This window comes from Streptomyces sp. SID14478 (assembly GCF_010548525.1).
In the GTDB taxonomy this organism is placed as follows: Bacteria; Actinomycetota; Actinomycetes; order Streptomycetales; family Streptomycetaceae; genus Streptomyces.
This window is the reverse complement of sequence record NZ_JAAGMG010001384.1, coordinates 1-13,024: the sequence shown is the minus strand read 5'-3', so window position 1 is coordinate 13,024 and position 13,024 is coordinate 1. Positions and strand designations below refer to the sequence as shown.

General features: G+C 71.7%; 11 protein-coding genes and 1 pseudogene. 9 read left to right on the top strand and 3 right to left on the bottom strand.

Features of this window, described 5'->3' with window-relative positions; genetic code table 11:
• The 5 genes and pseudogenes from G3I40_RS43900 to G3I40_RS43880 all read left to right on the top strand — a co-directional run.
• A pseudogene (locus tag G3I40_RS43900) lies at positions 1-229 on the top strand (hypothetical protein); the annotation flags it as partial.
• A gap of 406 nt (positions 230-635) precedes the next feature.
• The gene (locus G3I40_RS43895) at positions 636-1,451 is read left to right on the top strand and encodes a glycosyltransferase family 2 protein (RefSeq protein WP_164560370.1); all 816 of its coding nucleotides are present in this window, start codon (positions 636-638) and stop codon (positions 1,449-1,451) included.
• 20 nt (positions 1,452-1,471) lie between these two features.
• Positions 1,472-2,467 (top strand): glycosyltransferase family 2 protein, encoded by a 996-nt coding sequence (locus tag G3I40_RS43890; protein WP_164304706.1) that lies wholly within the window; start codon positions 1,472-1,474, stop codon positions 2,465-2,467.
• On the top strand, positions 2,464-3,297 hold the full coding sequence (locus tag G3I40_RS43885; RefSeq protein ID WP_164304698.1) for a polysaccharide deacetylase family protein: 834 nt from the start codon (positions 2,464-2,466) through the stop codon (positions 3,295-3,297). The genes G3I40_RS43890 and G3I40_RS43885 overlap by 4 nt, the downstream gene beginning before the upstream one ends.
• Positions 3,290-7,222 carry a lipopolysaccharide biosynthesis protein gene (locus tag G3I40_RS43880; protein ID WP_164304697.1) on the top strand — a complete coding sequence of 1,311 codons (3,933 nt, stop codon included), beginning with the start codon at positions 3,290-3,292 and terminating at the stop codon, positions 7,220-7,222. The genes G3I40_RS43885 and G3I40_RS43880 overlap by 8 nt, the downstream gene beginning before the upstream one ends.
• An 82-nt stretch (positions 7,223-7,304) precedes the next feature.
• Here G3I40_RS43880 and G3I40_RS43875 read toward each other — a convergent pair whose 3' ends face one another.
• Positions 7,305-8,726 carry a xylan 1,4-beta-xylosidase gene (locus G3I40_RS43875; protein WP_164304696.1) on the bottom strand — a complete coding sequence of 474 codons (1,422 nt, stop codon included), beginning with the start codon at positions 8,724-8,726 and terminating at the stop codon, positions 7,305-7,307.
• A gap of 140 nt (positions 8,727-8,866) precedes the next feature.
• Between G3I40_RS43875 and G3I40_RS43870 the strand changes: the two genes are divergently transcribed.
• On the top strand, positions 8,867-9,961 hold the full coding sequence (locus G3I40_RS43870) for a DUF5925 domain-containing protein (protein ID WP_164304695.1): 1,095 nt from the start codon (positions 8,867-8,869) through the stop codon (positions 9,959-9,961).
• Between the two features lie 56 nt (positions 9,962-10,017).
• Here G3I40_RS43870 and G3I40_RS43865 read toward each other — a convergent pair whose 3' ends face one another.
• A complete protein-coding gene (locus tag G3I40_RS43865) occupies positions 10,018-10,383 on the bottom strand; it encodes a GntR family transcriptional regulator (protein WP_164304694.1) in 366 nt (121 codons plus the stop codon).
• A gap of 71 nt (positions 10,384-10,454) precedes the next feature.
• Here G3I40_RS43865 and G3I40_RS43860 point away from each other — a divergent pair, with 71 nt between their 5' ends.
• From G3I40_RS43860 to G3I40_RS46725, 3 genes are all read left to right on the top strand, one after another.
• Entirely contained in the window at positions 10,455-11,390 is a 936-nt protein-coding gene (locus G3I40_RS43860) for a GNAT family N-acetyltransferase (RefSeq protein ID WP_164304693.1), read from the top strand.
• A complete protein-coding gene (locus tag G3I40_RS43855; RefSeq protein ID WP_164304692.1) occupies positions 11,368-11,862 on the top strand; it encodes a DUF402 domain-containing protein in 495 nt (164 codons plus the stop codon). Before G3I40_RS43860 ends, G3I40_RS43855 begins: the two co-directional genes overlap by 23 nt.
• A gap of 137 nt (positions 11,863-11,999) precedes the next feature.
• Positions 12,000-12,137, top strand: coding sequence for a hypothetical protein (locus G3I40_RS46725; RefSeq protein ID WP_203644835.1), 138 nt, complete (start codon positions 12,000-12,002; stop codon positions 12,135-12,137).
• A gap of 8 nt (positions 12,138-12,145) precedes the next feature.
• Here G3I40_RS46725 and G3I40_RS43850 read toward each other — a convergent pair whose 3' ends face one another.
• The gene (locus tag G3I40_RS43850; RefSeq protein ID WP_164304691.1) at positions 12,146-12,616 is read right to left on the bottom strand and encodes a GNAT family N-acetyltransferase; all 471 of its coding nucleotides are present in this window, start codon (positions 12,614-12,616) and stop codon (positions 12,146-12,148) included.
• Positions 12,617-13,024: the final 408 nt, after the last annotated feature.

The window sequence follows — 13,024 nt, the reverse complement described above, 5'->3', positions numbered from 1 at the left end:
GCCGGGCGCCGCGTTCGCCGCCGCGCTGCGCGGCCTCGATCCGTGGGCCCGCGCGCTGACGTCCGCCGCCGGCGCGGTCGCCGTGGTGATGCTGGTGGCGCAGGGCATGCTCGCCACGCATCACTGGTCGGTCGACGGCGGAGTGATCGCCGTGGGCGTCCTGAGCGCCGTCACCTTTCTCCTTCAATGGAGTATTCGATTCCGTAAACGGCCGGGCAAAATCCACTAGGGGGACAGCAGTTCAAGTAACGGCCAAAACAACAAAAACGTGAGGCTTGTTCCAGGTCTTGCCATAGAGGCTCAATCATCAATACCGTCGTACATCCACCCGCATCGGTCCAGCACGCAATGCGATCTAGGGGAGGGCTCAAGATCGCGACGGATCGGGGCGGGGCGCGGTAGGGGGGTACCGTGCTCGGTGAGCCGCTGTTTCCAGCGAGGTGGGTCGTCGAGCCGCGGGCCGCGCGACCGGTCCAATCAACCGGTGTGTTCTGCCAGCTCACCCGGCCGGTACGGAGATCAATTCCGCATGGCCGTTTGTGAGAACCCCCCTTTCGAACCGGATATCCAGCCGGACCGCCCGGGGGCGGGCGGTCCACCGGACGAGAGGGACCAGACTCGTGAGCAGTTCCGTTGTGCCTCCGGTGATCCCCGATGACGGGGCGACTCCGGCACGAATACCTGCCGAGTACCGGGCGATCTCCACACACCTGGCCATCGCACCGCGCGTGAGCGTGGTCATTCCCGCCATGAACGAGGCGGAGAATCTTCCGTACGTCTTCAAGACCCTTCCGGAATGGATCCACGAAGTCGTTCTCGTGGACGGCAATTCCACCGACGACACCGTCGCGGTCGCCCGCGAACTGTGGCCCGAGATCGTCGTCGTGCCGCAGCGCGGAAAGGGCAAGGGGGACGCCCTGATCAGCGGTTTCGAGGCGTGCTCCGGCGACATCATCGTGATGGTCGACGCGGACGGCTCGGCCGACGGGCAGGAGATCGTCAGTTACGTCTCCGCGCTCGTCTCCGGCGCCGACTTCGCCAAGGGCTCGCGCTTCGCCAACGGTGGCGGCACGGACGACATGACACCCATCAGAAAGCTCGGCAACTGGGCGCTGTGCTCGGTCGTCAACGCCAAGTTCGGGGCCCGCTACACGGACCTGTGCTACGGCTACAACGCGTTCTGGCGGCACTGCCTCGACGACATCGACCTCGACTGCACCGGGTTCGAGGTGGAGACCCTGATGAACATCCGGGTCGTCAAGGCGGGCCTGCGGGTCCAGGAGATCCCGAGCCACGAGTACCTGCGCATCCACGGCGCCAGCAACCTCCGCGCGGTGCGGGACGGGCTGCGCGTGCTGAAGGTGATCCTCAAGGAGCGCTCGAACCGGCGCGCCCAGCGCGGCAAGCTCGCCGCCGCGCGGCTCGACACGGTGCGGGGAGAAGGGTCTTGACGGAACATCATGACGCGCGGATGACGGCTTCGGTCGTCATCTGCGTGTACACCGAGGACCGTTGGACCGACATCCTCGCCGCCGTCGACTCCGTGCGGACGCAGTCGCATCCGGCCCTGGAGACCCTGCTGGTCGTCGACCACAACCCGACGCTGCGCGAGCGTCTCGCCAAGGAGTACCGAGAGACGGCCGACGTGCGGGTCCTGGCGAACGCGGGCCCGCGCGGCCTGTCCGCCGGGCGCAACACCGGCATCGCCGCCTCGCGCGGCGAGATCATCGCGTTCCTCGACGACGACGCCGTCGCGGAGCGGGACTGGCTGCGCCACTTCGCCGACGGGTACGCCGACCCGAAGGTGATGGCGGTCGGCGGACGCACCGAACCGATCTGGGCCTCGGGGCGCCGGCCCGTCTGGTTCCCCGAGGAGTTCGACTGGGTGGTGGGCTGCACGTACAAGGGCCTGCCGCCCGGCAGGGTCGAGGTGCGCAACGTGCTGGGCGGCAACGCCTCGTTCCGCCGCGCCGCCTTCGACCTCGCCGGCGGCTTCGCCACGGGCATCGGCCGCGACGGCGACAGGCGCCCGCTGGGCTGCGAGGAGACGGAGCTGTGCATCCGGCTGTCCCGCGCCCGACCGGACGCGGTGCTGTTGATCGACGACCGGGCGGTGATCCACCACCGGGTCCCGGCCGGGCGCGAGCAGTTCTCCTACTTCCGCACCCGCGCCTACGCGGAGGGCCTGTCGAAGGCCCTGGTCGCCCGGAGCGTCGGCGCGGACAAGGGCCTGGAGAGCGAGCGCGCGTACACGAGCCGGGTGCTGCCGGCCGGTGTGGCCCGCGGCGTGCGCGACTTCGTCCTGGCCAGGCCGGGGGGCGCGGGCCGGGCCGGGGCCATCGTGGCCGGAGTGGCGGCCGCGGCCGGCGGGTACGTACTCGGGAGCTTCCGGGCACGCGGCGGGGGCGCGACCTTCCGCGTCGCGCCGAACGACCGGGGCGAGGGGGACGTGGGGGAAGCGGCATGACGGTGCGGCAGCAGGCATCCGGGGGCGCGGCCGAGCGGGCCGTCCCCATCCTGATGTACCACTCCATCGCCCACGACCCGAGACCCGCCACCCGCGGGCTCTCCGTGGCGCCCGCGGATTTCACCGAGCAGATGGGGATACTCGCGGACCTGGGGTGCACCCCGCTGACCACCGCCGACCTCGCCGGAATCTGGCGGGGCGGCGGCCGGCCGCTGCCGGACCGGCCCGTCCTGATCACCTTCGACGACGGCTACGAGGGCGTGCACCGGCACGCCCTGCCCGTCCTCGCCGAGCACGGCTTCGCGTCCACCCTGTTCGTCTCGACGGGGTGGCTGCGCGGGCCGTACGACACCGGGGGCGGCCTCGACACGATGCTCGACTGGGACCAGGTGCGGGCGCTCGCCGCGCAGGGCTTCGAGATCGGCGGGCACAGCCACACCCATCCGCAGCTCGACCAACTCGACGCCGAGGACCTGGAGTTCGAGCTGCGGCGCTGCAGGGAGATCGTCGACGGCGAGCTGGGCACGGCGCCCGTCTCCTTCGCCTACCCGTACGGTCACTCCGACCGGAGGGTGCGGCGGGCGGTGCGCGCGGCCGGTTTCGCCCAGTCGCTCGCCGTCGGCAACGCCCTCGCCCGTCGCCGTCAGGGCCCGTACGCCCTGCGGCGCGTCACCGTGCGCCGGTCCACCGGCCCCGCCGAGTTCGAGCGGCTGGTCGAGGGCCGCGGGATCGGCCGCCAGTTCGCCAGGGACCGTACCCTCACCAAGGGGTACGCCGTGGTCCGCAGAGCCCGACAGGCCCGCCGGAAGGCAACCCGTACCCGTGTCTGACACGACCACCGCCCAGGCACCACCCACCAGTACCGCGACCGGGCCGCAGGCGCCGCCCGGTCGCAGACTCAGGCTGCCCGGCATGGGCCGCGGCAGGAAGGGCAGACCGGAGGGCATGGGGTCGGGGGGCGGTAACCAGCTGTTCCGCAACGCCTATGCGCTGATGCTGAACACCGGCATCTCCGGCGTGCTCGGCGTCGGTTTCTGGCTGGCCGCCGCCCACTACTACTCGGCGGACTCCGTCGGCCAGGGGTCCGCGGCGATCGCGGCGATGAAGTTCCTCGCCGGCATCACCGCCGTGACGCTGACCGGCGCCCTGGCCCGCTTCATCCCGATCGCGGGGCGCAGCACGGGGCGCTTCATCTTCCGTACGTACGCGGGCAGTTCGCTGGCCGTCGCGTGCGCGGCCACGGTCTTCCTGCTGACGCTGGACGCGTGGGGGCCGTCGTACCGCTTCCTGCACGGGACGCTGCACGGGCTCGGCTTCGTCGCGGCCGTCATCGCCTGGTCCCTGCTCACGCTCCAGGACGGGGTGCTGACGGGGCTGCGCAGCGCGCTGTGGGTGCCGGTCGGCAACACCGTGTTCTCCACGGTGAAGCTGGGGCTGCTCGTCGCGTTCGCCGTGGCGATCCCCACGGCCGGCGTGTTCGTGTCGTGGGTCGTCGCGATCGCGTTCTCCGTGGTGCCGCTGGGCTTGCTCGTGTTCCGGCGGCTCGTGCCCCGGCACATCAAGGCCACCGAGCAGAGGGCGGATCCGCCGACGCTGCGCGAGATGGGCCGCTTCCTGGCGGGCGACTACACGGGGTCGCTGTTCTCGCTGGCCGTCGTCTACCTCGTACCGGTCCTCATCGCCTCGCAGGTCAGCTCCGCCGACAACGCGTACTTCTACATCACCACCACGATCGGCGGCACGGTCAACCTGCTGGCCATCAACATGGGCGCCTCGCTGACCGTGGAGGGCTCGCACGATCCGGCGCAGCTCGCGGCCAACACCCGGGCCGCGCTGCGCCGGATGGTGCGCATCATGATCCCGATCTGCGGACTGCTGTTCCTCCTGGCGCCTTACGTGCTGCGCGTGTTCGGGCAGGACTACGCCGACGCGGCGACGCCGCTGCTGCGCTGGTTCGCGGTCGGCGCGGCCCTGCGCGTGGTCATGGAGACGTACTTCGCGGTGCTGCGTGCGCAGAGCCGCACCTCCGGACTCGCCTGGCTGCAGGGCCTGTTGTGCGTCCTGGTGCTCGGTCTGACGCTGCTGCTCCTGCCCCGGATGGGGCTGACGGGCGCGGGCGTCGCGGAGATCTCCTCGCTCGCCGTGATCGTGGCGATCGCCGCACCGAAGCTGTGGCGCATCCTGCGCGCCGCTCCCCCGGCACCGGCCGCCGACGGCGCGGCGCCCGACGGCGACCTGGCCGATCTGGGGGCGGCGAAGGTACCGGCCGGCGCGGCGGAGCGGCAGGGTCCGAAGTGGGCGCTGCGCGACGCGATGGACTCCGACACGCTGCATCTCGCGGTGCAGCTCAACCTCGACCACCAGGAGTGGCGGCCCGACGTGCGCCCGGCTCCGGCGACCCCGCCGGACGGCACGCACCGGCCGACGTGGGCACTCAAGTCGCCGCCACCCATGCCCCGTTCAGCCGTCGAGGAGGCGTCCTCGGCCTCGCAGGCGTCGAGCCGCGGGCACACCGAGGGCGGCGCAGGGGTGTCGTACGACGCCGGGTCCGAGGCGCTGTTCGAGGTCGAGCCGGACGCGCCGTTCGACCTCGACCTCGATTCCGGGTCCGAGCACGGGTCCTGGGATGGGGCCGGGAGCGAAGCCACGCCCGAGGAAGCGCCCTCCGAGGAGTCCGAGCCCGGGTCCGAGCCCGAGTCCGAGTCCGGCGTCCCGGCGGAGCGGAAGCGGCGGGCGCGGATCACCCCGGCCGCCGCCGTCCTCTCCCTGCTGCTCGTCGCGGCCCTCGGCCTGTACTGGGGCCCGGTCCTCGGGATGGGCGACACGGATCTGGACGCGATGGGCGGGCTCGGCCTGATCTCGGTCCTGCCGCCCCTGACCCTGCTCGGCGCCGCGCTGCTCATCGGCGTCTTCGCTTCGCTGCTGTGGCTCGAACGCCCGCACAGACGACTGCTGTTGCTCACGTTGCTCGCCACGGTCGTCTGTCTGCACGCGCTGCCCGCCGTCATCGAGTCGGAGCCGCGGTTCGCGACGGCCTGGCAGCACCTGGGCTTCCTGGACTACATCGACCGCACCGGTACCGCGGTCCCCGACCTGGACGCCCGCTGGAGCTGGCCCGGGTTCTTCGCCCTGGCCGCGTTCGTCGCCAAGGCCTGCGGCGTCAGCGACCTCACGGAGGTCATCCGCTGGTGGCCGCTGGCCGTCCAACTCCTGTATCTGGCACCGATGTTCCTGCTGCTGCGCTCGGTCCGGGCGAGCTGGCGGGCCAAGTGGACCGGCCTGTGGATCTTCGTGCTGAGCGGCTGGGTCGGCCAGGACTACTTCTCGCCGCAGGGCTTCACGTACCTCCTCTACCTCGTGTTCGTGGCGATCCTGCTGGTCTGGTTCCGGGCGCCCCGGGTGCTGTGGACCAAGCGGCGCCCCGGTGAGCTGGAGGTCGAGCCGACGGACCGGCGCCAGCGCGCGGTGCTGCTCGTCGTCCTGATCGCGCTGTTCGCGGCGACGGTCCCGGCGCACCAGCTCACCCCGTTCGTGATGCTGGGCGTCCTCGCGGTGCTGGTCCTGGTGGGCCGCTGCGAACTGCGCGGCCTGCCACTGCTGTTCGGCGTCGTCGTCGTGGTCTGGCTCGGCTTCCTCGCGGAGCCGTACTGGTCGGGGCACTTCAACGACCTGTTCGGCGGCGTCGGCGGCGTCGGCGGCAATGTCACCTCCTCCGTCTCCGGCCGTATACAGGGCGGCAGTTCGACCCACAAGCTCGTCCTGTACACACGGGTGCTGCTCGCGGGCGCCGTGATGGCGTTCGCCTGCTACGGCTGGTGGCGCCGGCGCGAGTGGAAGTACCGCGAGCGGTCGCTGGTCGTGCTGACCTTCGTGCCGTTCCTGGGCTTCGGCATGCAGTCGTACGGCGGCGAGATGGCGCTGCGGGTCTTCATGTTCGCGCTGCCCGGCGCCGCGCTGCTGGCCGGCCTCGCCCTGTTCCCGCGCACGGGCGTGACGGCGAAGGAACGCGACCGGGACCGGGTCAGCCTCGCCCCGCTGGCCGCGCTGATGGCCGGGCTCGTGCTCATGGGCGGTTTCCTGGTGGCCCGTTGGGGCAACGAGCCGTTCGAGCGGATCCTGCCCGGCGAGGTCGCGGCGATGGACTACGTCTACGCCCACGACGATCCGACGGTCCGCCTGCTGTGGATGAGCGACGACACCGTGAACAACGTGACGCCGTCGCTGCCGTGGGGCGCCCGCGACATGGAGAAGGTCCAGTACGTGCCGACGCTCGCGCCGGTCGACCCGGTGCTGGTCGGCGGACTCGTCAAGTCGCTCAAGGACGCGGGCCCGGACTCGTACCTGATGATCAACAAGAGTCAGGTCACCTACCTCCAACTGGACGTCGGTTACGCGAAGAGCTGGCCGACGCGGCTCGTCGAGCACCTCGACAACCGGCAGGAGCTGAAGAAGGTCTACGTCAACGAGGACGTGACCATGTACCGGCTGCGCCAGGAGCCGACCGGCAAGGTGGCCGAGGCCGAGCCGGGCCCGATCGGCCCGCAGATCACCTGGACGCCGTGGTCGGTGGTGGGCGCGCTGGCCGCGCTCGCGCTGATCGTGCTCCTGACGGCGCGCGAGGTGGTCCGGGTGGCGATCCGCCCGGGCGTGCGGCAACTGCGTTGGCTGCAGAGCACGTTCTGGTTCTCGCTGCCGTTGCTGGCCGTGGTGCTGGCGTCGCTGATCCAGCGGTTCCTCACGATGGGGCTCCATTAGCGCGGGGGCAGGAGGCGTCGCGCGGGGGCAGGTGGGCCGTGGCGCCCGCTGCCCCCGTTCACCCCGGCCCGGGCGAACGGCGCTACCGCCGCAGCCACTTCACCTCGTACCCCTGCATCTGGAACCGCTTGCCGTCGACCTTCGCGCTGATGGCCCGGTTCAGGGTGTTGACCACGAGGACGGCCTTGTCGTCGGCGAGCACCCGGACGTGGGGCACGTCGTCCTCGGCGACCGTCACGCTCCGGTACTTCGTGCCCGGGCCGAACTCGTCGTCGAACCGCGACAGCAGGCCGAGCAGGGGCAGCGCACCGCCCCCGGACGCACGGTCCGTGGGCCGCCACAGGCAGCCGGCGCACGAACTGCCCTTCTGCGTCTCGGGACTCCAGTAGAACCCGGACGTCGCGCCGCCCTTCGCCATGGCCATCAGAGCCGCGGCGTGGACGGCGACCCGGTGCGGCTCGCTCCACCCCTTGCGTTCGTCGTTGCCGTCCGCGGGCTCCACGTAGTACTCGGCCCACCACAGCGGCAGGTTCCCGGTCCGCTGCCGGACCCAGGAGCCGACGGCCGTGAACTTGTCGGTGGCCTTGAACTCGTCGGGCAGCATCTCGTCGTCGTTCGTGTAGCTGGAGCCGTCGACGGCGACGAAGTCCGCGCCGGCCTTGTGCTCGTTCCAGTAGTCGAAGGCGTCGACGATGCGCTGGTCCATGCGCCCCCAGGCGCCCTTGAAGGTGTCGGAGGTGCCCTCGGTCTGCTGCGGGCTGAGGCTGTCCATGACCAGGTAGGGGCCGCCGACCATGATGTCCTCGTCGACCTTTTTCAGGGCCTTGTAGACCAGGTTGTAGAGCTTCGTGTAGCCCTCGTAGTCCCAGCGGGCCTGGCTCTCGTTCCAGAAGCCCTTGAACTCGTTCCACACGAGGAAGTGACGTACGTCGGGATAGCGCTTGGCGACGGTGGCCGCCAGGTTCGCGAAGTCCTGGAAGTGCTCGGGGTCGGGCGCCTTCTCCAGGTTCGACTGGCTCCAGTCCGTGCGGTCCGGGCCCGGCTCGCCGCCCTTCATCCAGTCCGGCGCGCAGCACAGGGTGACGACGGGGGTCCCGCCGGACTTCCGGACGAAGTCGATCCGGCGGTCCAGGTCCCCGAACTGATAGAGCCCCTTGTCGGGTTCGGGGTTGTCCGCGCCCCAGCCCATGATGGCCTGGTCCTGCGGCATCGGCTGCTCACCGAGCATGCTCCGGGCGCGCGCGACGGCGGCGTCGGCGCCCTCGTCCGCGGAGTGCTCGGTGTGCGTGAATCCCCAGCCGACCTCGGGGCCCGGCCGCACGGGCGGCTCGGCGGGCGTGCCGTGCACCTTGTCCCCGTCGGGCGTGGTGCCCGCGGTGGAACCCTTGCTGTCGGGAAGGGGGCTGAGCACCGTCAGCACCAGGGCCAGAGCGGCCGCCCCCACGCCGAGCAGGGCGGCGATCCGCCACCGCCATGCCCCCGAATTCCACCCATGACGTCCCATCAAGGGCAAGCGTAACGAGGGCAGTTGGCGGAGGGACAGGGTCCGTTGCCACAGGATGGTCACAGGATTCACCGGGTCACAGGTGTGACGTGCTGCGGAAATCCCGTGCGGGCGACTCGTCCGTGCCGGATCATGGCGGCATGTCTGAGAACCCGTTCGACGCGCTGCCGGTCCGGCTGGGTGTCGACGACAGCGACTCGCCGTCCGACGTCGTCGACGCGTTGTTCCTCGGCCGCTTCGCCACGGGCGAGCAGCCGCACTCGCACGCCGTGAACATCGACCGGGTGCGCTCCGGCGCCACGCTGCTGCCGCCGGACGCCCGGGTGCTGCGCTCCGCACGCGACGAGGACCGCAGCGCGACGCTCGCCGCGGGCGACGGCTGGACGCTGCTGATCTCCCGGTGGAACAGGGGCGCCGACGTCACGGTGACGGCGACCACCGCGGAGCTGGCCGAGGAGATCCTCACGTCGGCGACGGACGGCGCGGCGGACGAGCCGGAGCCGCAGCCGGAGAACGTGACGATGGGGTTCTGGTACGTCTCGCCGCGGCGCGGCCCGCACCGCACGTCGCGGCAGATCTCGGCCGGTACGTGGGACGAGGTGCGGTCCAACTACACGGAGCCGGTCGCCGAGGCGATGGACACCCTGATGAAGACGCGCCCCGAGGACATCGCGGGCCGGCTGCTCCTGCTGCACGGCCCGCCGGGCACCGGCAAGACCTCGGCGCTGCGCACGCTGGCCCGCTCCTGGCGGGACTGGTGCCAGGTCGACTGCGTCCTCGACCCCGAGCGGCTGTTCTCCGACGTCGGATACCTCATGGACATCGCGATCGGCGAGGACGACGGGACGGCGAAGGGGCGCTGGCGGCTGCTGCTTCTGGAGGACTGCGACGAGCTGATCCGCGGGGAGGCGAAGCACACGGCGGGCCAGGCCCTGTCGCGTCTGCTCAACCTGACCGACGGCCTGCTCGGCCAGGGGCGCAACGTCCTGGTGGGCGTCACCACGAACGAGGACCTGGAGCGCCTGCACCCCGCCGTCGTCCGGCCCGGCCGCTGTCTGGCCCGCATCGAGGTGGGCCCGCTGACCCGCCGCGAAGCGGTGACCTGGCTGGGCACGCAGGAGGGCGTCGGCCGCGAGGGCGCGACCCTGGCCGAGCTGTACGCGCTGCGCCGCGGCATCTCCCCCACGTCCGTCCCCGACCAGCGGGGCGAGGCGGACGCGGGCCTGTACCTGTAGGCGGGCGCCCGCCCGGTGTCCAGGTGGGTATGCGTGCCCCGGGAAGAGCCCGGTGCCTAGGAGAACGCGGCCCGCACGGCGTCCCGGGCCGTGGCGAGCGCCGCCTCCTCGGACAGCCCGAGCCGCTTGGCGCGCTCCGCGTACGCCTGCGCCGCCGAGGAGGCCTCCCGGGACGCGGCGTCCCGTGCGGCGGCGATGAACGTGCCGTTGCGTCCCCGCGTCTCGATCACCCCGTCCGCCTCCAGGGCCCGGTAGGCCTTGGCCACGGTGTTCGGCGCGAGGCCCAGCTCCTCGGCGAGGCCGCGCACGGTGGGCAGCTTGTAGCCGACCGGGAGGGTGCCTGCCCGGGCCTGCCCGGAGATCTGGGCGCGCACCTGCTCGTACGGCGCGGCGCTGTCGTCAATGCGGAGCTTCAAGGTCACAGGGCAGATTCTGCCGCAGCGCGGGAAAAGGGGAGGCACCCGGACGCGAGCGGCGCGTAGCGTGCGGCCCCATGACCGTGATCGTCCGCACCGTGCGCCCCGACGACCCGGCGGACACCGAGGGCTTCGCCCGGATCCGCCGGATCTGTCTGCCGGCCCTGCTCGCCACCCCGGCCTCCGTGGTGCACGACGCCCTGCACGTCCATCCCGACGCGCACTACCGCCAGCTGGTCGCCGTGGCCGACGACGGCGAGCTGATCGGTACGGCGCAGGTCGGCATCGCGCACGACAGCCCGGAGCCGGGCCAGGGTTACGCCAACGTGTACGTGCATCCCGGGCACGAGGGCCGCGGCGCGGGCGGTCTGCTGCTGGGCGCGGCCGAGGAACACCTCGCGCGGCACGGCGCGAGGCAGGTGTTCTGCTGGTCCCTGGACGGCCCGCGGAACCTGGCGTGGGCGGCGGCCCGCGGCTACCGCAGGAGCCGCTCGGCCCACTTCCTGCGCCTGGACCTGGCGGCCGGCACCCTGCCGCCCCGGCAGTCCCCCGCTCCCGGGGTCGAGCTGGTCACGGCGGCGGACTACGCGGACGACCCCCGCCCGCTGTTCGCGCTGCAGGCTCAGACGCTGGCGGACGAGCCGGGTGACGTCGGCTCCGCACTCACCGACTACGCGCACTGGTTGACGCACACCTGGCGTCAGCCCCTCCTCGACCACGCCCTGACGACGGTGGCGGTGGTGGACGGCGCCCCGGTCGCGTTCACCCTCGCCCGCACCGACGGCGAGGGCCGCTACGCGACGGGGATGACGGGCACGGCCCGCGCCTTCCGCGGCCGGGGACTGGCCAAGCTCGCCAAGAGCGACTCGCTGCACCGCGCCCGCGCCGCCGGCTGCACGGTGGCGTACACGGGCAACGACGCGGGCAACGAGCCGATGCTCGCGATCAACAGGTGGTTCGGCTACGAGATCGACGCGACGGAGGTCCGCCATGTCCGCACCCTCGACTCCTGAGGAACTACTGGTCACGCTCGTGAAGGCGGGCCGCACGAAGATCGGCTACCCGGCGCGGCTGCTGGCCGACGACGGCACGCACCTGACCGTGCGCGCCGACTGGGCGGGCAAGGGCGTCCGCGACTTCGGCTTCGTCCGCTTCGAGCCGGGCGACGTCTTCACGGAGCACTACTGGCGCGACCGCTGGTACGCGATCAAGGAGGTCCGGGCGGGCGACGGGACGCTGAAGGGCTGGTACTGCGACATCACCCGGCCCGTGGTCCGCGACGGCGCCACCCTCCTGTCCGAGGACCTGGACCTCGACCTGTGGGTGTCTGCCGACGGCTCGCAGGTGATCCGCCTCGACGAGGACGAGTTCGCGGACAGCGGCCTCACGGAGCGGGACCCGGCCGCCGCCGAGGCGGCGAACCGGGCCCTGGACGAGCTGGAAGTCCTGGCACGGGACGGCCGCTTCGCCCGGCTGCTGGACTGACCTTGCGTACGGTGCCGTGAGGACGTCATTCCCTCATCGTGACAACCGCCACTGACAATTGCGCTTCGATGAGCAACGCTCCGGGAACAGGTCTACAACAGCACCACGTTGGAAGCCGTGTAGGTACAGGAGGCACCATGCGCCGAGTGACCATGCACAAGCCGACCGTCGCGAGCACCCTTACGCGCCGGCTGCGGGAAGAAGCGGCCGAGCAGGCACGCGAGCGCCCGGAAGTGCGCAAGGACGTGCGCAAGACGTGGTGGCCGGACGAGTAGGCGGGCCGTCACATGGGCGTCAGACGCTTGCGGTAGTGCATGCGGTCGTAGGGGCCGTCGACGCGGCGCTCCACGAACTCGTAGCCGTACCGCGGATAGATCTTCTGGTTCTCCACCATCAAGTAGTGCGTGTAGAGCCGTACTTCGGGCAGGCCCAGCTGCCGCGCGTGCTCGTCGACGAAGCCGAGCAGGGCGCGGCCCACACCCTGTCCGTGGGCGTCGGGGCGGACGGCGATGCTGTCGAGGAAGAGATGGTCCGGCCGCGCCTGCACGACCACGAGCCCCAGGACGTCCGGCTCCCCCGTGACGTACACCAGGCCCGCCGCCACGTTCGCGGCGTGGTCGGCCTCCATGGGCTGGGGCGCGATGCCGATGCGGGCGATGTAGTGGTGGTACGCCGCGTCGGTGACGGCCCGGACGGCGGGTACGTCGGCGTCGACGGCGGGGCGGATCGTGCGGCCTGTGGTGCGTTCGCTCATGCGGTCCTGTCTACGCCACGCCTCCTGCCCCGCACCAGGGGCTTCTTCCCGAGCGGCCACGGTGCGGCGGGCACGGGTGTCCCCGAGCCGCGGTGGGACGGGGCGTTGCGAGCGCCGCCGTCGCCGGTTCTCCCAGGGCGCGCGGGCCGCTGTCTGATCTCCATCTGAGCCGCGCCTTAAGCGGGCCATAAAGATCGACTCAGCGGGGCCGCAAGGGCCGACCGGGGCGTTTTCGCGGGCTAACTTGCTTGTCACCGGGGTCCGTTCACCGCACGTCGACGGAGCCTCCCCCCACCCCTGTCGTCCCCCTAGGAGTTCTCCCATGCCCGCACGCCGCAAGATCGCCGCCCTCGCCGCGACGGGCGTCGCCCCGCTGGCCCTGACCGCCCTCGCCGCCTCGCCCGCCGC

Coding starts and splice junctions, on each gene's coding strand:
- G3I40_RS43875 (WP_164304696.1), bottom strand. CDS start 8,726: ATGGGACGTCATGGGTGGAATTCGGGGGCATGGCGGTGGCGGATCGCC.
- G3I40_RS43860 (WP_164304693.1), top strand. CDS start 10,455: ATGACCGTGATCGTCCGCACCGTGCGCCCCGACGACCCGGCGGACACC.
- G3I40_RS43870 (WP_164304695.1), top strand. CDS start 8,867: ATGTCTGAGAACCCGTTCGACGCGCTGCCGGTCCGGCTGGGTGTCGAC.
- G3I40_RS46725 (WP_203644835.1), top strand. CDS start 12,000: ATGCGCCGAGTGACCATGCACAAGCCGACCGTCGCGAGCACCCTTACG.
- G3I40_RS43890 (WP_164304706.1), top strand. CDS start 1,472: ATGACGGCTTCGGTCGTCATCTGCGTGTACACCGAGGACCGTTGGACC.
- G3I40_RS43850 (WP_164304691.1), bottom strand. CDS start 12,616: ATGAGCGAACGCACCACAGGCCGCACGATCCGCCCCGCCGTCGACGCC.
- G3I40_RS43855 (WP_164304692.1), top strand. CDS start 11,368: ATGTCCGCACCCTCGACTCCTGAGGAACTACTGGTCACGCTCGTGAAG.
- G3I40_RS43885 (WP_164304698.1), top strand. CDS start 2,464: ATGACGGTGCGGCAGCAGGCATCCGGGGGCGCGGCCGAGCGGGCCGTC.